This window comes from Cupriavidus sp. FW305-46, assembly GCF_058787075.1.
This window is the reverse complement of record NZ_JBYSZI010000035.1, coordinates 56,961-77,925: the sequence shown is the minus strand read 5'-3', so window position 1 is coordinate 77,925 and position 20,965 is coordinate 56,961. Positions and strand designations below refer to the sequence as shown.

Here is a 20,965-nt window from a genome sequence, read left to right as displayed (position 1 = left end):
GTCCTGTTCCCCGCCTCCCCGGTCATGCAGACCGCCAGGCGCTCCGCTCCAGCCCCCACCTGCCCATGCCGCCGCCAGCCAGCACCTCTGGCCTTGCGCGCGGCACGCTTTCCTGCACACCACCCAGCCTTGCGCTCCACGCAGAATCAGGTACGCCCTGCTGCGCCGCACTAGGTCAGCCGCGGCCCATGAGCCTCGCAGAAATGGGTACGGTCTGTCTGGCAGGCCAGCTCGCGCTGGGCAGCGCGCACGCAGAAACAGGTACGCCCTGCAGCTGCTGTGGTCTTTCCAGGCGCCTTATGGCACGAAGAAATGGGTACGCCCCATATTTTTTTCGAATTCGATTCGGCCGATGCCAGCGATTCTCCGGCCCACATTCCTCCTACATATCCACAAGACCGGGCCGGACCGACGACGCAGAAACGGGTACGGCGGATGTTGCAACGCAATAACCATCTGAAGCCCTGAGGCTGCCGCCACCTCACGCAGAAACAGGTACGCCCACGGGCGCAGGCGCACCACTCAACGCCACGCAGAAACGGGTACGCCAACGACATGCAAGGCCGCTGGCTACCCGGCCGCGCTGCGGTATCCATGATCTGTCTGCGCAGAAACAGGTACGCCGTGCAGCGCCGCGAATTTGTTACGTATACGTTGAGTGTAAGCGCTAGCTTTTTATGTAAGTCTCATGTAGAATGGAAACTTGGTAACAGTTGCGTCTGAACAGCGCCATGGGTCTGCGCAGAAACGGGTACGCATGACTCGGAAGAGCCCGGAAGGAGGTACGCAGAAACGGGTACGCTCCGTGGCGCACCAGGGTGCGAGAGTCGGCACGCAGAAATGGGTACGCCGCAGAAACAGGTACGCTGCGGCAGCACGGCAGCGGCTTTTCAGGCCAGCGCAGAAACGGGTACGGTTTCAGGCCTCGGAACGCAGAAACGGGTACGCCTGGCGTGCAAAGCGCCGTTCAGCAGCCCGGCAAATGAACCAGTTTCTGCGGGGATAACCGGTTTCTGGCGGTGCTTCTGCGGGAAAGACGCCTGGAACGCCCGCAAAACGCGTATATCCGGCGCTCGCTCGCAGAAACGGGTACGGTTTGCGGAGTGGCCGCTGTGGAAAAGGCTGTGGAGCCCGCAAGTTATCCCCGCAGAAACCAGTTCGCCCCGCCCGCAGATACAGGTTCGGCTTGCCGCAGATACGGGTTCGGCCCTTCGCAGAATCGAGTACGTTTGCCCGCAGAATTGGGTTCGGCGGGGTTGGTTTTTCCCTTACGAATCAAGGCGCTGAACTTCACGTATACGGTTTACAAGTAGTTAACCCGTATCGGTATCGTTTACTGGTAGTGGATGGGTGGCGAACCGTGGACAACCCTGGCGGGTTGCCCACCGTCCGCCACCATGCGACCAGTCGTGAGATCCCCGGCTCGCAAAAAACAGGGCGAGCAAGGCAAAGGCTTTGCGTACCTGTTTCTGCGTGACAACCTTTGCGGCTTCGAGTACAAAGGCGGGTAATCCGAAGCACGCCAATATGCCCATCAAACGCTCCCCGGCCACCACGGGGGATCGAAGCGTCCTCGATCTGGACGCCGAACCCTCCCGCATCATTGTTCCCGGCAACGAGAACAACCTGGTTCCGTCCGAGAAATTCCAGCGTCTGTTCGACGAAGCGCAGGCCATGGAGCGTGAAGACGCCTGGCAAAGCGGTGAAGTCGGCTTCCTGAGCCGCGCCAGCGTCCAGGTAACGCTGCCCTACCGCGCGCCCAAGGGCGCGCCGCCGGTATGGACCCGCACCAGCGGCAATATCTCGCTGATGATCCAGCCTGGCTACTTCACGCAGCAACGCTCCGAGCGTGCCGCCAACGGCCGCCAGAAGCTGGTGTCCGAGACCGTCTCGCTGGGCTACCCCTATGGCTCCTATCCGCGGCTGATGCTGGCCTGGATCGGCAAGGAGATCATGGCGAAGAAAAAGCGCGGCGAATTCACCGGCACGGTAGAGGACCGGCGCATTTCGCTGGGCAATTCGCTGTCCGAGTTCATGTACAACCTCGGCATTCCGATGGCCACCGGCGGCAAGCGCGGCACCATGACGCTGGTACGCCAGCAGATGATTCGCCTGTTCTCGGCGACCATCGCCATCGTGCAGAACAAGTCGACGCCGAGCCAGAACCAGAATCCCAACCACGAGCCACTGTCGATCGATCGGGTGGGCTACCTGCTGGCCGACCAGCTGTCGACCTGGTGGGACCCCATGCAGCCTGGTCAAGGGTCCATGTTCGAGAGCTTCGTGGTGCTGTCCGAGCCCTTCTTCAACGAACTGGTCAACCGCCCCGTACCGGTCGACATGCGCGCGCTCAAGGCGCTGAAACAGTCGCCGTTCGCGCTGGACGTGTATTCGTGGCTGACCTACCGCTTCTTCACGATCCAGCGCCGCACGGAAATCCCGTGGGAGGCGCTGCAGATGCAGTTCGGCACCGAGACCGAAAGCGAGCGCAAGTTCCGTGCGCTGTTCCGCAAGGCCCTGAAGGATGTGCTGGTGGTGTATCCCGGTGCCAAGGTCGATGCGGATTCGTCCAAGGCGCTGATCCTGCAGCCTTCCCGGACCAGCGTGCGCAAGCTGGGCTGATCTGCTAGCTTCCCGCCCGGGGAGATCCGCGCACGCCGTTGCACGTGCTCTCGGGACGGTATCAGCAGGGCCGGGCGCCCCGGAGCTGAGGCCGGGCACCATGTCCGGCCCCTGAATGCAAAAAAGGCAAGCGTTGAACGCTTGCCTTTTTTGTTTGCCTGCCGCGGACGGAGCCGCAACGGGCGGGATCAGCCGAGGCTGGTCAGGCCGGCTTGATTGCCGAAGCCTGCAGGCCCTTCGGGCCTTGCTTGACTTCAAACGTCACGCGCTGCCCATCCTTCAGGGTCTTGAAGCCCGAGCCCTGGATTTCCGAGAAGTGCGCGAACAGGTCTGCACCACCGTCGTCCGGGGTAATGAAGCCAAAGCCCTTGGTCTCGTTGAACCACTTGACCGTACCGGTTGCCATAGGAATTTCCTTTTCGAAGCAAGTTCTTGTACACAACGCAAACAACCGTTCAAGCACGTTGAGTTCTCGTAGATACCGAACGGAAGCCGACGAGGTTGACACGACTTGACTCGACTGTAGCGCGCATCATAACCACTTTGGATTGCGGTGTCATGTGCGGCGTAATGCGCACTACAGATACTTTAGGCACATTCCGTCCTGCTTTTCAAGCAATTTTACGGTCCGGCCGGTTTCCGGCTGCCAAATGGCGGCCAGTGGGCCCCGTGGCGGCAACATATATTTTGTAAATTTGGAAAACGGTTGAAGCATCACGTGCTTTTGGCTACAGTTGCGCCTTAAGAATCAACCGCGCTTTCAGCGCTGAAAGAGAGGTCGCAGTGCCAGCCAAAATCATCACAGTCTTTAACCAGAAAGGCGGTTGCGGCAAGACTACGGTCAGCATGCACCTTGCTGGCACGCTCGGCCTGCGGGGCGCGCGCTCGATGCTGGTCGACATGGACGAGCAAGGCACCGCCACCCGCTGGGCGGCGCAGGCCAGCGACGAGCGGCCGTTCCCGGCTTCCGTGATCGGCCTGGCGCCCTCGGGCGGCGCCATGCACCGCGAGGTCCGAAAGTTCGTCCAGGATTATGACTACATCGTCGTGGATTGCCCGCCGGCGGTGCATTCGGCAGCGCCCTCGAGCGCGCTGCTGATTTCCGACCTTGCCATTATTCCGGTGGTGCCTTCACCGCCGGATCTGTGGGCGGCGGTTGCGGCCAAGACGCTGGCGCAACACGCCCAGGTCCAGAATGAGTCCTTGCTGATCCGCGTGATGGCCAATATGGTCCAGCGCCGCGTCTCGATCGCGCGCCAGGCCATTGAAATCCTTGGCGACGACGGCGACGTACCGCTTTTGAATTCGATGATCGGGTCGCGCTCGGCATTCCGGGAATGCCAGGCGATCGGTTGCACCGTGCACGGCGTCGCCGGCGCACGCGAGGCGGTGCAGGAGGTCGACATGATGGTCGATGAAATACTGTCTTTGATTGAGCACTAGGCATGGCTACCAAACTGAAGAGCCTCAAGGCTGGCATGCTGGCCGGCATGGCGGCCGAAAAGACCCGCAACGATACGCTGGACCGCTTCGCACGCGCGGAAGCGGCCATTTCCCAGCATCCGAATGGCTTGCTGCAGGGCAGGGGAGCCGATGGAGCGCCTGTTTTCAGCGCTGAAAGTCCTGGCGAAGCCGCCGCGGGCCGGCAGCTGATCAGGATTCCGCTGGCGCAACTGCACGACAATCCTCTCAACGCGCGGCGCCTCTACGATCCCGCCGTGGTGCAGGAGCGGGCGGCATCCATTGCCACGCACGGCCAGAAGACCCCCGGCCTGGCCGCGCCCGATCCGGCGCGCCCCGGCCATTACATCCTGATCGACGGTCATTACCGCAAGCGAGCCCTGGCGTCTGCCGGCAAGCTCGAGATGGAATGTTTTGTCGAAAACGACCTGAGCGACCTGGACTTCTACCGGCTGTCGTTCATGCTCAACGAGCAGCGCTCGGACCAGTCAGCGCTGGACAATGCGATCGCCTGGCGCCAGTTGCTGGACGAAGGCAAGGTCCAGAAGGAAGAGGAAATCTGCGAGCTGACCGGCATGTCGGCCGGCACCGTGAACAAGACGCTGGCGCTGCTGCGCCTGCCCGAGTCCGTGCTGGGCGTGATGCGCGAGCGCCCGAGCGCGATCGGCATCGCCGCGGGCTATGAGCTGACGCTGTACTGCAAGCTGGCGGGCGAGGAGCGCACGCGAGAACTGGTGGCGCGCATCATCAATGACGGCCTGTCGAGCCGCGAGGTTGAAGCCATCCGCAAGCACGCGCAGGAAGGCAAGGCGCGCAAGGTCAAGGAAATCAGCCGGCAATACAAGATCCGGACCGACAGCGGCCAGTTGCTGGGCACCATCAAGGAATGGGACTCGGGACGCGTGATGCTGGACGTGCAGCTGAGCGACCGCAGTGCCCGCGAGGCGCTGGTCGAGGCCCTGAAGGCCCGCTTCGGGCTGGATAACACGCTGCTCTGAGCCGGGCAGGCACGCCATGGCGGCGCTGCGGCAGCATTGCCGCCGCAGCGCTCAGGCCAGCAGGTCGCGCGGCGAGCGCGCGCCAAACTCCGGATCACAGGTCTTGCGGTAGCGCTCAAGCATGCTGGACAGAAGGGCATGCAGGCCACGCACCGAGTAGCCGGCCTGCGGCAATGCCGCTAGCTTGCGCTGCGCGCGCCGGGTCGGCGGCGCGGCCGGTGGACCGATCAGCGAGGCGTCTTCGGTGCCCGCGCCATCCCACTGGAGATTACGGTCACGCCAATGCCGGGCCAGCGCGTGCTGCGTGGCCAGGCCAAAGCCAGGCGTTCCGTCTGGCACAATACTTTCCACACCGTCTTCCGGAACCCGCGCAGGCTGCTGCATCGGCGCCAGCGAACGCCGCGTGACCGAGGTCAGCCGGTCCAGGCTGAGCCGGTGTTCCCGCAACAGCAGGATTGCCGCATGGGCCGTTCGGTAGCGCTGGCCATCGCCGTCGCCGCCCCGGCGTTCCAGCCATGACAGGAAGGGGGCCAGGCTGGTCTCGGCAACCTGCAAGGTGTCCGGCCGCGCCGCCTTTGTTGCCGTCGAGGCATCGGTGCCATCCGGGATCCGGGCTGGCCAGAGCGCTGCGCCCGGGTAGCCGTTGCCATGCATCCAGCGGAACAGGGCGGCCAGCACCCGCATGCTGTGCCGCACGCTTGCCGGACTGAGCGGGCCGGTGAACGGACGCCATCCGGCCAGGTGGCGCGGCGCCCGTGGTCCGCACCAGCGGCTGGCCGGTTCGGGCTGCGCCAGGAAGCCCAGGTAGGCCCGGCGGTCGTCCAGATCGAGCTGCGACAGGCCCTTGCGCCGCTCCAGCGCTGCCCACAGCAGCAGGCGCTCCGCCTCCTTGCGGTAGGCCGAGAACGTGCTGCCGCTGTCACCGGCGGCATCGCGCAGCCAGGCCTTGACCACGTCGAGGCCCTGGCTGTACGGGCAACCGGCGTCAGAGGCCAACGCGGGCGACGCGGTCATCCATTCCAGCGGCAACGGCTGGCGCAGCCCTGGTCCCAGCCTGCCTCGCTCGAGCAGCGTGCGGTTGCCGACGTGTTCGCCCAGCAATGGCTTGCCTTCCGTGTCCCGGAAGGCAGCGCGGTTCTCGCCGAGCCAGCGGTTGACGGCCGCGCCGGCAAGCGCGCCAATGCGCGGGACGGCCCGCCACCAGGCGCTGCCGCGTCGGTTTGCAAGCTCAAAAAGAGTATTAAGCGTCACAATTTCAGCCTTGCGCAAGCGCCGCGCCAAGGCTGGTGCAAACCACAACTCCACGCCGTGCTGGGGGCGCGGCGCCGCCGTACCCAAGCGTTCGAGCTCCGCCAGCGCGTCGACGCGGCGATCCATGCCGCGGTTGGAGCGGCCAGGGCCGGCCAGCAGCAGTTCGGCCAGGTCCGCCCGTCCGTGCAGGTGCGCGAGCTGGACCATCCGGTCGCGCAGGGCAAGCAGGATCCGCAGCGCAGACTCGGCCCCGGCTTCGTCGTCATCGGCTTCGTCGGCCAGGTAGCGGGGCACCACCATGGCCGCCGGCATGCCCTGGACATAAGCGCGCACCGCCGCAAATTCGCTGCGGGTGAGGCTGACCGTCATCATTCCAGGAATCATCGACTGGTATGCGCTGAATGGCTAACTTCTTGATTTATAAGGCACTTGAAGCGAGCGAGAATTCATCAGGCCCGAAATGCATAGCTAAATGCAATGCCGATAATTTTATGCGCGTTTTCACTGGAAAGCCATCCCGCTGGCCTTGTGCGATCCGTATGCTGGCGTCAGGCAGTGCTCGGGGAAAACCCGCCGCAGCGCACCATCACCTTGCATTCGACCTACGCGTTTCATATGCTGCAGGTCAGGAGTTATAAATACTTAGATCAGACTTCAGTCGCATCTAAGACTCTTTCTACATAAGCGTCTTAACACGCAAAACGGGGCGATCCGGTATCTCCACGGGAAGGACGGACCTGCAGCCTGACGGGAAGGCTGCCGGGCGGTCTGGAGCGATGGCGGATCGTATGGAAGTGCAACCGCAAGATAGCGGAGCATTTCCGACAAGCAAGCGCGGATTGTCGCAGGGTCCGTACTTGCCGCAATAATAAGAGAGCGGCCATGGCCACCATCCTCTTGATCGAGCCTCACCCCCTCCTGCGCCTGGGTCTGCGCCATCTGCTGGCCCAAGCACATATTCCTGGTGACCTGATCGATATCGATCCCCTCGCCCCAGTCGATTCAGATTTGTGGCTGTACGATGCCGACCTGCTGATCTATGGCCTGCCAGCCGATCACGCCGGCGGCTGGGCCATGCTGGAGGAACTGTGCCAGCGGCTACGCCCGCAGCGCGTGCTGGTCCTCAGCGATCAGGCGGCGCCATCGCTGCCGGATGCAGGCTTGCCTGACCCGGTGCGCGGTTGCGTGGCCAAGAGCTGCAGTGCGGATGCGCTCGATGCCGCGGTGCGCCTGGTGCTGGCCGGCGGCGAGTGCTTCCCGGCGCGTGCCCAGGGCAGCCACCACGCCTGGCAACCGGAACTCGATGCCGGCCATGCCCCGGTGGCAAGCAGCGCAGGGCAGGGCGAGGCACGGGTCGTGGCGCTGCGCGCAGGCATCGGCGAGGCCGTGCTCGAGCATGCGGTGCCCGCGCCCCAGCGCCATTTCCAGGCGCACGCGACGTACCACGAAACCCCGTCGGCCGGCGCGCACCTGCTGAACATCACCGAGCGCCAGTATGAAGTGCTGGCGCTGCTGGCGCGGGGCTATCCCATCAAGACGGTCAGCCGCATGCTGAATATCTCGGTAGCCACCGCGAAGACGCATGCCTGCACGCTGTACCAGCGCCTGCACGTACGCAACAAGGGCGAAGCCGTCTACGTTGCCCTGCAGAAGGGTGCAACGCTCAACTGGGCCGGGCCCGCCACGCCCGTTAATCCGGTGACCCGGGTGCCGGCACCCGACCCCACCTGCCAGGCTGCGTGACGGGTGGCGGCGCGGCTTTCACGGGCCGCGCCTCATCCTTCTGGCGTGCGGCTCTCGGCCAAAAGCATGAGGCAATGGCGGCGGCGGCTTGCTACCTTGTGATGAAAGGCATCTGCAGACACTTTTTCCGGCGGCCGGCGCTGCCCTGATGCCCTGCAAGGCGGGCCGCCCACGCGGCCCGGCTCCCGACCGGGTGGCAAGCGCATCTGCGGCCCGGGCCCGCTGCCAGACCGAGTCAATGCCGACCTATCTCATCGCCAGCAATGAAATGATGTGCCGTGTCCTGGCGCGTCGCCTGAACGCACTGGACGTGCCGCAGCCGATCACGTGGCGCACGCCGCAGTGGCTGCATGAATCGGCGCGCGCATCGACGCAGGCTTCGTCTTCGGAGACGAAGCCGGACCCGGCCGATATTGCGCTGATCGATTGCAGCGCGCTGGAGGGCGACCCGCGTGCGTTGCTGGACCAGCTGCAGGCACGCCTGGCGCCACGGCGCTGGCTGGTGCTGTCCGATCGCCTCGATGCCTCGCTGATGCTGCATGCCGCGCTGCTCGGTGCCAGCGGGTGTCTCGCACTGCCGGCACCGCTTGAACTGGTCTGCGCTGCCACCGCGCTGGTGTGGGCCGGCGGCCAGTGCTTCCCGCGCATGGCGCTGTCGCTGACGGGCGCCAGCGGGACCACCGCCTCCCTCCTTTGAGCGAGCAGGCCTACATCCACCGGATGAGTGCGCATCGCACCTGATTGCCTATGCTTGATTCGCCCGGAGGCAGAAGCCAGCCCAGTTTGCAGGCAGGCCGCCCCGGGGAAGTAAGGGGGTCATATGGAGGCCGGACTGGAATTCCTCGTCGTTCGCGGCTTTGCTGTGCGCGAAGGCAGAGGCAAGTGGGCGTGCTGCTTCGAGATCAGGCTGGCTGCCAGCCTTGACCATGGTTGCCACGCGGGTGCCAACGAGGGCAGCGATGAGCCGCTGCTCTATCGCGGTGAACTGCACGGGCGTCAGTTTGACTGCGAGCTGGCCGCCGCCGACGCGGCCCGCGCGGCCGGTGAGCGCGAAGCGCGGCTGCGTGTGGAAAGCCTGAGGGCGCTGATCATTGCTCAGCATCGGCATCGCGTGCCGCCGCCACTCGTAGCCTGAACCAGCAGGCATCCAGCGAGAATCAGGCACAGTGGCACCCGGCGGCCTCGCCGGGTGCCACTGTGCCTTTGTCGTTCCCCTCGTGATTGCGCAGCTAGTGTCCTGTTCCGTAGATGGCTTGCCAAAATTTCATGGCAAGGTATTTGCGGAACAGGACACTAGCCGGCGAGCCAAAAAAGAAGCCCGCCGACCGGGGGACCATGCGGGCTTTGAAGGCGTGCGGGCCATACTGCCCGCCCACACGTCTCCTTGACGATAACCAATCAGCTCGCGCTCCTCCATCAACCAGAAGCACCATGCGCGCAACTTTGCGGCTGAGTGCCCCTGAACCGCCTGAACCCTTTGCCGGTTTGTGCGCCGTCCAACAGACTGGCCAGAACCGCGCGCGCCAAGATCGCCATCACGGCCAATGGCAGCAAGTATCTGGCTCGGGTTCAGGGGGAGACGGAAAAATGACTGGTGTCAGCGCTCGGCCTGCCGTATCGCTCGTCAGGCACGCGCGCGGGCCCGGCATGGGCCGTCCGTACCCGCTCATGAAACGGCATGGCAGGGGCGGAGGTCACTAGTGCACGGCGACACCAGGATGCGTGGACGGGGCGGACCGGGATTGCGCGGCGGCAATCCGGTGTGGTCGCACGTCAACTGCCATATCGACCTTTGGATCGAGCTGCTGCACGGGCTGGACCTGCCGCCGGTCGCGGCACTGGCCTGCGCGGTGCGGCAGGACTTCGAGGCCGACCACTTCACGCAGTGCCGCTTTCCGGATGCCGACCTGGAGCGGCTGTATGGCCTCACCGTGCACGCCCTGACGTTCTACGACTCGCTCGAGTCGCACGTGGCGGCACAGACCTCGCGCGGCCATATCGTCGTGATGGAGCTGGACAGCAGCCAGTTGCCGCCACCCCGCGGCGCCGGCTACCTGCGCCATTGCATGCCCACCTGCATTGCCATCGATGTGTTGATCCCCGAGGCCGGCGCGGTCGGCTACTACCACTCCGACGGCTACCACACCGCGACCGGCGAGGACTACGCCGCCATCATTCGCCTGGCACCGGGCGTGCGCAGTGCCGAGGCGCTGCCCTTCATGCACGCCGACGTGGTCCGCCGCAACGGGCACCCGCACGCTGCCGAGACGCTGCTCGAGGCCTCGCTGGCATTGCTGCGCTTTCACCTGGGAAACCGTCCGCGCGAGAACCCCGTCACCCTGTTTCGGGCGGTGTTTCCCCAGCATCTCGAGCGGCTGATGGCGCGCGGCGAACCGGGCTTTCACCACTACGCGTCGGGCGTGCTGCGCCAGCTCGGCGCCAATTTCGAGCTGCTGGCGCGCTACCTGCGCTGGCTGGTGATGCATGGGCAGGAGGTGCCTGAGAAGGCGGCGCAAGCCTGCTACACCATGGCCTCGGAGGCGATGGTGATGCAGTTCCGCCTGATGCGCGCGGTCATCAGCCGCAAGCCGGACCGTTGCGAAGACTGCCTGGACCAGCTCGAAGCCTCATACCTGGCCAGCGTGCCGTTGCTGGCCGCGCATTTCGGCGAGTTCACGCCATGAGCCGGCAGACCGTGCCTGCAGCGGGCAACCCGTGGCTTGTGCGCCGCCTCTGGCGCGTGGCACAGAACCGGTTTGATCCGGCGCTGGGGGCAAGCCGGTGCATCCGCCATTTGCACGATAGCCCGGGTCTCATGCCGACAGCGGAGGGCATGCCATGCATCCAGGCTTGCGTGCCTGCCGCGGCTGATTAGCCCGGAACCACTTCCAGCCGCCATGCTGCCTCGCCTCGTGTGGCGGCGGCAGACATCGCGCCCGCCGCGGCGCATGGCGCCTTTGCCAGCGCCCGCTGCACTCTCGCCTTTCCGTCCAACCTCCCGATGGATGACCGTTTCCCAGCCGTTCGCCTACTGTCGGAGGGCGCTGCCATGACGCTAAATAGAGGCACTGGCTTGCAAAGAGCGCCGCATCTGGGTCGGTGGCGTGGCCAGCCGGTTCTCGGATAGCAGTCGTGCCGAGCCAGGCCGGCAGAGCGTTGTTCCCGGACACGGGATTGGACAGGGGGTACGAAAATGATTACGCATCGATCGGATCTGCATGTCAATCACCTGCTCAGCGCGCTGCCGCGCGGCGAGTGGGAGACGCTGGCGCAGCACTTCGAGCTGGTCCGTCTGCGCGCCGGCGAACTCCTGACTGATTCCGGCCAGCGCATCGTCCACGTCTATTTCCCGACCACCGCGGTGGTGTCGCTGCTGTCGCTGCTGGAGGACGGCGCGACGGTCGAGATCGCCGCGGTCGGCAACGAAGGGCTGGTCGGCATCCCGGTGGTCACCGGCGGCGACACCATGCCCAGCCGGGTCGAGGTGCGCAGCCCCGGAATGGCCTATCGCATTCCCGCGCGCCTGCTGCGCGGCGAGCTGCCGCGCCTGCCCACGCTGCAGCGCGTGACGCTGCTGTACGTGCAGGCCATGCTCACGCAGATTGCACAGACCGCGGCCTGCAACCGCCACCACTCCCTGAACAAGCAACTGTGCCGCTGGCTGCTGCTGGCCATCGACCGGCTCAGCTCCAACGAGCTGGTGATCACCCAGCAGGTCATCGCCAACATGCTCGGCGTGCGCCGCGAAGGCGTGACCGAAGCGGCCGGCAAGCTGGAAGACCTGGGCCTGATCCACCACAGCCGCGGCCATATTACCGTGATCGACCGCTGCGGGCTGGAGAAGCATTCGTGCGAGTGCTACAAGCTGGTCAAGCGCGAGTATGACCGCCTGCTGCCCGCGCTGGCCAGCGCCTGAGCGGCACGCTTCGGCGCGTGGCCTGCGAGGCGCGGCGTGCATACGCCGCGCCGATCCCATTTGAGGAGCCGTACTCGTGAGCAGACTGTCATATGCCGGTGGACCGGCTGAGAGCGCCACCCCGCGCCGTGATGCCCAGCCGGGCACCACGCAGGCGCGTGCGCTGATGGACCACCTCGGCTGGATCGCCGCGGCTGGCGTGGCCGGTGCGGCCGCCGGCTTGCTGGTGGCGCTGTCGGCGCCGCCGCAGTATCGCGCGCAGGCGCTGGTGCAGGTAGAGGGGCGCGATGGCGGCATGCGCAGCGTCGCCCAGATGCAGGGCCCGGCGGCCTTCGACGCGGGCCTGCTCAAGAGCCGCGCCGTGGTCGCTCCGGTGGTGGAGCGGCTGCGGCTCGATATCACCGCGCAGCCACTGCGTGCGCCGCTGCTGGGCGCGCTGGTCCAGCGCTTTTCCACACCCGGCCAGCCGCGCGGCACCTGGCCTGCCAGCCTGGGCTATGCCTGGGGCGGCGAGCGCCTGGTAATCGCCAGCATGACCGTGCCCGAGGCGCTGGTAGACCAGCCACTCACCTTCGAGGTGCGCAGCGACGGCCGCTACCGCCTGATGCAGCAGGACACCTTGCTGCTTGAAGGGCGGGCCGGCGAGACCGCGATGGCCAACGGCATTGTGCTGCGCGTGGACAAGATCGAGGCCGCGCCCGGTACGCGCTTCCAGCTCACGCGGCACGACCTGGCCCGCACCGCCGAGTCCGTGCGCCGCGGACTCACGGTGGAAAGCGAACGCAGCGAAACCCCGGCGAGCCTGGGCGGCGCGGCCGACCCGCTGTCCGCGCCGGGCGGCACCGTGCGCGTGAGCTGGCAATACCCGGACCGCCAGCTTGCCGCCCAACTCGTCAACGGGGTCACGCGCGCCTATATCGACGGCCAGACCGACAAGCGGCGCCAGGACGCGGCCGGCACGCTCGCGTTCCTGTCAGGCGAGCTGCCGCGCGTGCAGAGCGAACTCACGCGCGCCGAAGAGGCGCTCACGCGCTACCGTGCGCGCACGGGTTCGCTGCAGCCCAGCCGCGACGCGCAGTCGTTCCTGAGCAACAGCATGGAGTACCAACGCCAGATCGCAGCGCTCAGGCTTGAGCGCACGCGGCTGCTCCAGCGCTTCACGCCCGAGGCCAACGAGGTCCGCACCGTCGACAGCCAGATCCAGCAGATGACTCGCGAGCGCGCGGAGATCGACGCGCGCATGCAGACCCTGTCGGCCTCCGAGCGCGAATCGGTGGCGCTCACGCGTGACGTCAAGGTGGCCGAGGACATGTACATGTCCTTGCGCAGCAAGGTCGAGCAGCTGTCGCTGATGCTGTCCGACAGCTCTACCCAGATGCGCGTGGTCGATGCCGCGATCGCGCCGGTCACACCGGTCGGTCTCGGCACGTGGCCGTTCGCCTCCGCCGGCGCCTTGCTCGGCCTGTGCCTGGGCGTGGCCGCGGTCAACCTGCGCCAGCGCATGCGCCCGTCGGTAGCCAGCGCCGCCGATGCGGAACAGCGCCTGGGCATGGCCATGCTGGGCGATATCGCCTTCAGCAACGAGCAGACCGCGCTGGAACGGCTGGTCGAAGCCAAGCGCCGCCTGGGCATCGCCTCCGGCTTTGTGCTGCCGCCCAATGTGCGCCTCGGCTGGCCGGAGTCTGTCACCAGCGTGGTCGACGCCGCCGCGGCCGCCGCGCCCGAGGACGAACGCGCGCGCGCCGAACGGCTGATGCGCCAGGGCCTGCACGACCAGTTCCTGCTGGCGCGGCGCGCCCCGCATTCGCTCGCCGTGGAAGGCCTGCGCACGCTGCGGGCGGCGCTGCATTTCGCGTTGCGCGATGCGCCCAACTGCGTGGTCGCGGTGACCAGCCCCGCCGCCGCCGCCGGCAAGACCTTCGCCGCGGTCAACCTGGCGGTGCTGTTCGCCGAAGCCGGCCAGCGCGTGCTGCTGGTCGACGCAGACCTGCGCCGCGGCCGCGTGGCGGACTGGTTCGACCTGCCTGCCGAGCCCGGGCTGGCAGAAGTGCTTGCTGGCCGCAGCGCAATCGCAGACGCGGTCAAGCCGAGCGTGGTCAACGGCCTGTTCCTGCTTAGTCGCGGCGCGGTGCCGGCCAATCCGTCCGAGCTGCTGATGCTGCCCGCGCTGGCGGAATCCCTGCGGCTGTGCGCGGGCCGCTTCGACCTGGTGCTGGTGGACACGCCGCCAGTGCTGGCGGTGGCCGATGCCACGCTGGTGGCCAACCTGGCCGGTTCCACGCTGGTGGTGGTGCGCGCCGATGTCACGGCGACGGCGCAGGTTGATGAAGCCCTCAAGCGCCTGGCGCACGCCAATGCCAGGCTGGCCGGTGGCATCCTCAACGGTGTCATGCCCCGGCGCAGCAACCGGGCGGACTTCAATACCATCAATCCTTATCTGGGGATGCCGTTGCCCCGAGCGGTAGCGAAGCCTCCCGCATTGGCCGGTCAAGCCGATCGGGTAGGGAAAGACTGACGCACGCCAAAGCACGCCAGAAACCGCACCGCCATTTGTGTGGGCGTACCCGTTTCTGCGAGCGTTTGGCGGACGTTCTGAGCACGCGCATTGGTGTGAAAACGCACTGATGCGCGTGCGACGTTCAGGCCCAATAGGTCACCAAGGCGTTGTACCTCAACCTGGAGCCCGGCATGCGAGCAGCGATACGCACCATACTTTTAGAAGTGGCCCGACTTGACGTACCAGTTGAATCGCTGGACGACCAGGCCGATCTATACGAAGCGGGACTGTCATCACTGGCAACGGTGCAAGTCATGCTCGCGATCGAGAATACCTTCGGCATCGAGATACCTGACCGCATGCTGACCCGCCAGCTGTTCCGCAGCATCAGCACACTGGCTGCGGCGACCGAGCAGATCAAACAAGAGCAGGAGGCGGCATGAGCCCGGTCCTCGCCAGCGTCGAGCAGGCCTTTCCGCGCGCAGAGACTGCTGACGCCGCACACTTGCTGGCCGGAGCGCGCCTGGCTGCGGCAGAAGCAGCCAGGCATGCAGACCAGGTCGACGCCGATGCGTGTTTTCCGCACCAGGCGTTTGCAGTCTTGCGTGAGCAGCGGTTGCTGGGCGCCATGGTGCCGCCAGCCTGTGGCGGTGATGGCGCGTCGCTGGAAACGATCGCAGCGGTCTGCCGCGTGCTGGGCGGTGCCTGTGCCTCGACGGGAATGATCTACGCCATGCACCAGATACAGGTGGCATGCCTGGTCAATCATGCGAGCACCAGCTCGTGGCACGCACAGCTATTGCAGCGCCTGGCCAGCGACCAATTGCTGCTGGCTTCGGCCACGTCCGAAGAGGCGATTGGCGGTGCCCTGCGCAGCAGCGGCTGCGCGGTTAACGCCGATGGCGGCAACCTGCACTTGCTCAAGATGGCTCCGACCATTTCCTATGGCGCCCACGCCGACGGGATCCTCGTCACGGCACGCCGCCATCCCGATGCCTCGCCATCGGACCAGGTCATGGTAAGCGTGCTCAAGCCAGACTACGTACTGGAAAGTCTCTCCACCTGGGATACCCTGGGCATGCGCGGCACCTGCAGCAATGGATTCCGGCTGGAAGCCCGCGGGCATACCGATCAGATCCTGCCCGTGTCGTTCGGCGAGATTGCCGACGTCACCATGACCCCCGTGTCGCACATCTTGTGGTCTGCCCTGTGGACCGGCATCGCCGCGGATGCGGTTCAGCGCGCCAAGGTGCTGTTCCAGGGCCAGGCGCGCGCCCGGCCTGGCACGCTTCCGCCCTCGGCTACGCGCGTGGCCGAAGCGGTTGCCATTATCCAGATGCTGGAGGGGAGGCTGGAACTGGCGTTGGCTCACCAACGCCAGCGTCATGCAAGCCAGAGTGTGTCGGCAATTTTCAACCTGGCGGCGGAAATGAACGGGCTCAAGACCAGCGTGTCGTCGCTGGCGCTCGAAGCGGTGCAAATCGCGATGCTGGTCTGCGGCATGGCGGGCTACAAGCATGGCACGCCGTTCAGCCTGGGACGCCACCTGCGGGATCTGTGGTCCGCCCCCTTGATGATCAACAACGATCGCATTCTGACCAATACCGCCAATCTGCTACTGGCGGACCGGTCTGCCTGAGGAGCCGTCCATGGACGATACCAGCAACGCTTACGTGCCAAGCGACGACTCATCCGTTGCCCCGGGTGACCATCATGCCGTGGCCACGCCGGCGCAGGATCCTGACACGGGCCGCCGGGCTTACCGGCAGGCGCTGATTGACGCCCGGGTGCTCTTCCCCACCACGGTCGACGGCATTTATGGTCGTAGCGGACTGTTCGAGAGTATTGCCGACGGCTTGAACTACGCGATCAGCAAACTGGGCGCCGACCAGGACGCGGAGGTGATGCGATTTCCTCCTGCCATGCCGCGCAAGGACTTTGAAGCGAGTGAATATCTCAAGAGCTTTCCCCAGCTGGCTGGGACGGTGCATTGCTTCTGTGGTGGCGATCGCGAGCATCACCGTCTGCTGGCGCGCCTGGAGCACGGTGAGGAATGGGCCGATCAGCAGCAGCCCACCGATGTGGTGCTGGCCCCTGCGGCGTGCTATCCCGTCTACCCGGTGCTGGCCAGCCGCGGTCTGATGCCTCGGGAGGGGCTGGTGGTTGACGTGTTGACGTATTGCTTCCGCCATGAGCCTTCGATCGACCCTGCACGCATGCAGATGTTCCGCCAGCGCGAATATGTCCGGCTCGGCACGGCCGGGCAGATCGTGGAATTCCGTCAACGATGGATGGAACGTGGTACGCAACTGGCCAGCCTGCTTGGCTTGCCGCACGAGGTTGACGTGGCGAACGATCCGTTCTTTGGCCGTGGCGGCAAGATCGTGGCCGACAGCCAGCGCGAGCTCAAGCTGAAGTTCGAGTTGCTGGTGCCGATCAATGATGGCGCGCCACCCACGGCTTGCATGAGTTTCAACTACCACATGGACCATTTCGCGCACGCGTGGCCGTTGCGTACCGCGGACGGCGCGCCGGCGCACACCGGCTGCGTGGGCTTTGGCATCGAGCGCCTGACGCTGGCACTGCTGCGTCATCACGGCTTCAAGCTGGCGAACTGGCCCCAGCGGGTGCGTGATGTGCTCGGAGGCATCTAGTACGTGCCAGCACGGCGCGACTGGACGACTTTACGTGCCGCATCCGTTCGGCCAATGAGGTGCCGTGACGGCGGATGCGGCCGGGGCCTCGCCCGGCGCGGCCGTCCCGTGCTGTCACGCGTGCTCCGCCATGCTGGCGTTCCGGTCCTGTCAGGTTTTCTCAGGGAAGGCAGTCCATGAAGGCGCAAACTAACGCGGACACGGGCACTTCGGCGTCCGCTCGGCAGGCATCGCCCGGCAGCCGTCCCGGCGTCGCCATCGGCAGTGCCGCGTTCGGCGGCGAGTGGGCCTGGGTGCAAACGCCCGCCGGCGCCGCCGATAGCCCCGCCGCACTGGATCCCGCCGCAGCCTGGTTGCCAGCACCCGTGCCCGGCACGGTGGCCAGCGCCCTGCGCGCTGCCGGGCGCTGGGACGACTCGGCGCCACCGCCACTGCACCTGCATGATTATTGGTATCGCGTCAGCTTTGCCGGCCGTGGCCGCCGCGTGCTGCGCTTTAACGGGCTCGCCACGGTGGCCGAAGCCTGGCTTAACGGAAAGCTCGTGCTGAGCGCGCAGCATATGTTCGTCGCGCATGAGGTCGAGGCCGACCTGGATGGCGACAACCTGCTGTACCTTTGCTTTCGCGCGCTCTATCCATGGTTGCGCAAGCAGCGCGGCCCCGTGCGCTGGAAGCCGCGAATGATCGTGCCGCCGACGCTGCGCACCGTCCGCACGACGCTGCTTGGCCACATGCCGGGGTGGTGCCCGCCGGTGCATGCGGTGGGTCCCTGGCGCTCGGTGGAATTGCTCGACCCGGCCAGCGACGACATCCTGCATGGGGTGCGCTCTGACCTGTGGGGACAGGTGCAGGGCGATCTCGGTGTCATCACGCTGCGCCTGCATTTTCCGGCCTCCGCGCCGGCTTCGGGATCGATCGAAGCCAGGGACGCGGAGGGTTGCGGCTATCCCGGCTCGCTGTCGCGCGTTGACGATCACACCCTGGTGGGCACGGTGCGCGTGGAACGCCCCAGGCTGTGGTGGCCGCATACGCATGGCGAACCTTGCCTCTACGGCGTCGATGCGAACATCGAGGGGCGCGCCATCGACTGCGGCCGGGTGGGCTTTCGCACGGTATCGTCGGATCGTGCTGGCGAGTCCGGGCACTTCGCACTGTGCATCAACGGCGAGCGGGTGTTTTGCCGCGGGGCCTGCATCTCAAGCCATGACCTGCCCGGCCTGGCAGACACCGATGAAGCATCCAGGCGTTGGTTGACGCTGGCGCGCCAGGGCGGCATGAACATGGTGCGAATCAGCGGCGTCACCTGCTATCCGGGCGAAGCGTTTTACCGGATCTGTGACGAACTTGGCTTGCTGGTCTGGCACGATTTCATGTTCGCCAATTTTGACTATGGCGGCATCGGGCCTGGCATTGGCCTTACCGATGACATCACGCGCGAAGTCAGCGAGTGGCTGACATCAACCCGGGCGCATCCGAGTCTCGCGGTGCTGTGTGGCGGTAGCGAGGCAGAGCAGCAGGCCGCGATGCTGGGCGCGTCGCGCAGCAACTGGAAGCAACCGCTGTTCGATGAACTGATTCCGGGCCTGGTTGCCGCCCATCGGCCGGACGTGGTGTATGTCAGCAATTCGCCGACCGGCGGCAGCTGGCCGTTCCAGCCTGACACGGGCATCAGCCACTACTACGGCGTCGGGGCCTACCAGCGACCGTTGGCCGACGCACGCCTGGCGCAAGTGCGCTTCGCTTCCGAATGCCTGGCTTTTGCCAATGTTCCCGGTGACCGCACGTTGACGGAGCACGGCTTGTCTGCGCCGCTGCACGCGCCGCGCTGGAAGGCCACGGTGCCGCGCGATGCCGGCGCTCCGTGGGACTTCGAGGATGTGCGCGAGCACTACTTGCGCGTGCTGTATGACGTGGATCCGCCGCGCCTGCGGTACGAACAGCCCCGGCGCTACCTGATGCTGTCGCGCGCCGTGGTCGCGGACGTCATGACCGAAGTCTTCAGCGAATGGCGGCGTGTCGGGTCGAGTTGCTCGGGTGGTCTGGTCTGGCAATTGCAGGATCTGATGCCTGGCGCCGGCTGGGGTATCGTCGACGCGTGTGGCCGTCCCAAATCGGCCTGGCATGCCTTGAGGCAAGTCTGGCAGCCGCTGCAGGTACTGATTACCGATGAAGGCCTCAACGGACTGCACTTGCACATGCTCAACGAAACGCCGCAGCCACGTGCATTGCGGCTGGAGCTGGATTGCCTGCGCGATGGCGAGGCGGTCGTGGCGCAGGCTCGGCACAGCCTGTGCCTGCCGGCCCGCAGTGCGCAGCGCGTGGAGGCTGCTGCGTTGCTTGACCGCTTCGTCGACCTGACTTATGCCTACCGCTTCGGCCCGCTGACGCATGATGTCGTGGTGGCGACATTGCTTGCTGCCGACAGTGGCGAGCCACTGAGTCAGGCCGTCTATTTGCCCGACCGCCGTGCCGCGGCGCTCAAGGCGCCAGGCTTGCGGGCACAGCTTGAGCAAGCGGCAGGTGAGTGGTGGCTGACCGTGTCAACCCAGCGCTTCGCTCGCTGGGTGCACATCGAGGATCATGCCTACCATGCCGCCGAGAACTGGTTCCACCTTGCGCCGGGCAGCAGCCGGCGTGTCCGCCTCGTGCATGAGGGCAAGGTGGGGGCGCATGCTGTTCCGCCGCCTTCCGGCGAGATTTACGCTGTCAACGTGGAACATTCGCTTGGCTATGATGGTTGACTTTGGCCGATCGGATCATTGTCGACGCCACCGAAGGCAGCGATCAGTCCTTCCATGGTCCTGTCATGGCAGGTTTCCAGTGTGTCGAGGCAGTCCGTGCAGGGATCGGCGCGGCGGCGTGCCACCGCACGCGCCAGGCGGAACTGCAATACCTTGCTTTCTGTCGCGATGGTCCGTGCGGCGTTGATAGCGGCCATTGGCACCTCGCGTCCCTGCTCGCGCAGCCAGCACAGCCAGTGGTGCAGCATCTCGAAATTGGCGCCGAGCTGACGCGGGAAATTGAAGGTGTACAAGTGGAAGTAAGCCTCATCACGTGCCAGCAGCGCGTCCATATGCTTGCCGAAAACTTGTCGCCAGCGTCCCACCGGGTTGGCCGCAGGGCGCCGGGCCAGGTGGTAGTCCATCAACGCGACCGAGGCGTCGACCAGCGCGGACGACTCGAGCGATGGCCGCACGCGCTTCGCGCATTCGGCATAAGGGAACAGGATATTGCCATTGCCGCTGAGTTCAGGCAAAAGCCGCAGCAGGCCGCGATAGTCTTCATCCTGCGCGCTGTGATAGCCGAGACTGTGGTAGTACCAGAGGCGCTGGGCCTGGCTGTCGATACGGTCGATGGCCACGGTGGTCTTGACGTGCTCGCGCCGGTACGCGGTGGCGTGCGTGTCGGGCAGGTAATAGCTGTCGACCTCAAGCAGTACGGTGTGACCGCGTTCGACCTGGGCCAGGACGTGCGCCTGGAGCGTGTCGTAGACCGCCATTTCCTGCACGACGGTTCCGTACAGCGTCTCCAGATCCATCTGCGGGTACTTGAAGAAGGTGAAGTGATCCCCTTCAAAGTCCTGGGCAACCGTGAACGGAAGTCCCGCGCGCGGATCGAGCCCCCAGCCATGCAGCAGTTCCACCCAGAGGTCGATATAGCAATTGGTTTCCTGCCAGATGGCATCGGCGCCATGCAGCAGGTGGCGATGCGCGATCGCCGCGGGGCTAGCGTCGACTCCGCCGCCACCCTCGCCGCATGCTGTGGTTGCTTTCATTTCGGTTCTCCGGACCTGTCTCGCCCCAAGGCATTGCCTGCTTGCCTG

The 20,965-nt window shown here is 65.8% G+C and carries 16 protein-coding genes; 13 read left to right on the top strand and 3 right to left on the bottom strand.

What is annotated here, in order from left to right:
* Nucleotides 1–1,527: 1,527 nt before the first annotated feature.
* Entirely contained in the window at nucleotides 1,528–2,622 is a 1,095-nt protein-coding gene (locus AC3WON_RS18115) for a replication protein RepA (protein ID WP_010811148.1), read from the top strand.
* Nucleotides 2,623–2,824: 202 nt separating this feature from the next.
* On the opposite strand, the gene AC3WON_RS18110 is transcribed toward AC3WON_RS18115, so the two are convergent.
* A complete protein-coding gene (locus tag AC3WON_RS18110) occupies nucleotides 2,825–3,028 on the bottom strand; it encodes a cold-shock protein (RefSeq protein WP_006159056.1) in 204 nt (67 codons plus the stop codon).
* A gap of 377 nt (nucleotides 3,029–3,405) precedes the next feature.
* On the opposite strand from AC3WON_RS18110, the gene AC3WON_RS18105 reads away from it, so the two are divergent.
* Both AC3WON_RS18105 and AC3WON_RS18100 read left to right on the top strand, forming a co-directional pair.
* Complete coding sequence (locus tag AC3WON_RS18105) at nucleotides 3,406–4,065, top strand: AAA family ATPase (RefSeq protein WP_010811147.1); 660 nt, start codon at nucleotides 3,406–3,408, stop codon at nucleotides 4,063–4,065.
* A 2-nt stretch (nucleotides 4,066–4,067) separates the two neighbouring features.
* Entirely contained in the window at nucleotides 4,068–5,081 is a 1,014-nt protein-coding gene (locus tag AC3WON_RS18100; protein ID WP_492319377.1) for a ParB/RepB/Spo0J family partition protein, read from the top strand.
* Nucleotides 5,082–5,132: 51 nt separating this feature from the next.
* On the opposite strand, the gene AC3WON_RS18095 is transcribed toward AC3WON_RS18100, so the two are convergent.
* Nucleotides 5,133–6,704, bottom strand: coding sequence for a phage integrase family protein (locus AC3WON_RS18095; protein WP_492352412.1), 1,572 nt, complete (start codon nucleotides 6,702–6,704; stop codon nucleotides 5,133–5,135).
* 510 nt (nucleotides 6,705–7,214) lie between these two features.
* On the opposite strand from AC3WON_RS18095, the gene AC3WON_RS18090 reads away from it, so the two are divergent.
* The 10 genes from AC3WON_RS18090 to AC3WON_RS18045 all read left to right on the top strand — a co-directional run bounded on the left by AC3WON_RS18090 (nucleotide 7,215) and on the right by AC3WON_RS18045 (nucleotide 19,883).
* Nucleotides 7,215–8,075 (top strand): helix-turn-helix transcriptional regulator, encoded by an 861-nt coding sequence (locus AC3WON_RS18090; RefSeq protein WP_492319375.1) that lies wholly within the window; start codon nucleotides 7,215–7,217, stop codon nucleotides 8,073–8,075.
* A gap of 238 nt (nucleotides 8,076–8,313) precedes the next feature.
* On the top strand, nucleotides 8,314–8,772 hold the full coding sequence (locus tag AC3WON_RS18085; RefSeq protein ID WP_492319374.1) for a DNA-binding response regulator: 459 nt from the start codon (nucleotides 8,314–8,316) through the stop codon (nucleotides 8,770–8,772).
* Between the two features lie 123 nt (nucleotides 8,773–8,895).
* Entirely contained in the window at nucleotides 8,896–9,210 is a 315-nt protein-coding gene (locus tag AC3WON_RS18080) for a hypothetical protein (RefSeq protein ID WP_010811142.1), read from the top strand.
* 583 nt (nucleotides 9,211–9,793) lie between these two features.
* Complete coding sequence (locus AC3WON_RS18075) at nucleotides 9,794–10,759, top strand: DUF1839 family protein (RefSeq protein ID WP_492319373.1); 966 nt, start codon at nucleotides 9,794–9,796, stop codon at nucleotides 10,757–10,759.
* Nucleotides 10,760–11,268: 509 nt separating this feature from the next.
* Entirely contained in the window at nucleotides 11,269–11,991 is a 723-nt protein-coding gene (locus AC3WON_RS18070) for a Crp/Fnr family transcriptional regulator (RefSeq protein WP_492352411.1), read from the top strand.
* A gap of 76 nt (nucleotides 11,992–12,067) precedes the next feature.
* Entirely contained in the window at nucleotides 12,068–14,506 is a 2,439-nt protein-coding gene (locus AC3WON_RS18065; RefSeq protein ID WP_492352410.1) for a polysaccharide biosynthesis tyrosine autokinase, read from the top strand.
* A gap of 173 nt (nucleotides 14,507–14,679) precedes the next feature.
* Nucleotides 14,680–14,931, top strand: a complete 252-nt coding sequence (locus tag AC3WON_RS18060) for an acyl carrier protein (RefSeq protein WP_010811137.1) — start codon at nucleotides 14,680–14,682, stop codon at nucleotides 14,929–14,931.
* Nucleotides 14,928–16,127 (top strand): acyl-CoA dehydrogenase family protein, encoded by a 1,200-nt coding sequence (locus AC3WON_RS18055; protein WP_492319370.1) that lies wholly within the window; start codon nucleotides 14,928–14,930, stop codon nucleotides 16,125–16,127. Before AC3WON_RS18060 ends, AC3WON_RS18055 begins: the two co-directional genes overlap by 4 nt.
* Before the next feature lie 10 nt (nucleotides 16,128–16,137).
* A complete protein-coding gene (locus AC3WON_RS18050; protein ID WP_492319369.1) occupies nucleotides 16,138–17,142 on the top strand; it encodes an amino acid--[acyl-carrier-protein] ligase in 1,005 nt (334 codons plus the stop codon).
* 176 nt (nucleotides 17,143–17,318) lie between these two features.
* Nucleotides 17,319–19,883: a beta-mannosidase gene (locus tag AC3WON_RS18045; RefSeq protein WP_492352409.1), complete on the top strand. Its 2,565-nt coding sequence runs from the start codon at nucleotides 17,319–17,321 to the stop codon at nucleotides 19,881–19,883.
* Here AC3WON_RS18045 and AC3WON_RS18040 read toward each other — a convergent pair.
* A complete protein-coding gene (locus AC3WON_RS18040; RefSeq protein ID WP_492319367.1) occupies nucleotides 19,871–20,917 on the bottom strand; it encodes a DUF1839 family protein in 1,047 nt (348 codons plus the stop codon). The genes AC3WON_RS18045 and AC3WON_RS18040 overlap by 13 nt on opposite strands.
* Nucleotides 20,918–20,965: the final 48 nt, after the last annotated feature.

Coding starts and splice junctions, on each gene's coding strand:
- AC3WON_RS18090 (WP_492319375.1), top strand. CDS start 7,215: ATGGCCACCATCCTCTTGATCGAGCCTCACCCCCTCCTGCGCCTGGGT.
- AC3WON_RS18110 (WP_006159056.1), bottom strand. CDS start 3,028: ATGGCAACCGGTACGGTCAAGTGGTTCAACGAGACCAAGGGCTTTGGC.
- AC3WON_RS18115 (WP_010811148.1), top strand. CDS start 1,528: ATGCCCATCAAACGCTCCCCGGCCACCACGGGGGATCGAAGCGTCCTC.
- AC3WON_RS18045 (WP_492352409.1), top strand. CDS start 17,319: ATGAAGGCGCAAACTAACGCGGACACGGGCACTTCGGCGTCCGCTCGG.
- AC3WON_RS18070 (WP_492352411.1), top strand. CDS start 11,269: ATGATTACGCATCGATCGGATCTGCATGTCAATCACCTGCTCAGCGCG.
- AC3WON_RS18050 (WP_492319369.1), top strand. CDS start 16,138: ATGGACGATACCAGCAACGCTTACGTGCCAAGCGACGACTCATCCGTT.
- AC3WON_RS18085 (WP_492319374.1), top strand. CDS start 8,314: ATGCCGACCTATCTCATCGCCAGCAATGAAATGATGTGCCGTGTCCTG.
- AC3WON_RS18100 (WP_492319377.1), top strand. CDS start 4,068: ATGGCTACCAAACTGAAGAGCCTCAAGGCTGGCATGCTGGCCGGCATG.
- AC3WON_RS18080 (WP_010811142.1), top strand. CDS start 8,896: ATGGAGGCCGGACTGGAATTCCTCGTCGTTCGCGGCTTTGCTGTGCGC.
- AC3WON_RS18040 (WP_492319367.1), bottom strand. CDS start 20,917: ATGAAAGCAACCACAGCATGCGGCGAGGGTGGCGGCGGAGTCGACGCT.
- AC3WON_RS18055 (WP_492319370.1), top strand. CDS start 14,928: ATGAGCCCGGTCCTCGCCAGCGTCGAGCAGGCCTTTCCGCGCGCAGAG.
- AC3WON_RS18060 (WP_010811137.1), top strand. CDS start 14,680: ATGCGAGCAGCGATACGCACCATACTTTTAGAAGTGGCCCGACTTGAC.
- AC3WON_RS18095 (WP_492352412.1), bottom strand. CDS start 6,704: ATGATGACGGTCAGCCTCACCCGCAGCGAATTTGCGGCGGTGCGCGCT.
- AC3WON_RS18075 (WP_492319373.1), top strand. CDS start 9,794: ATGCGTGGACGGGGCGGACCGGGATTGCGCGGCGGCAATCCGGTGTGG.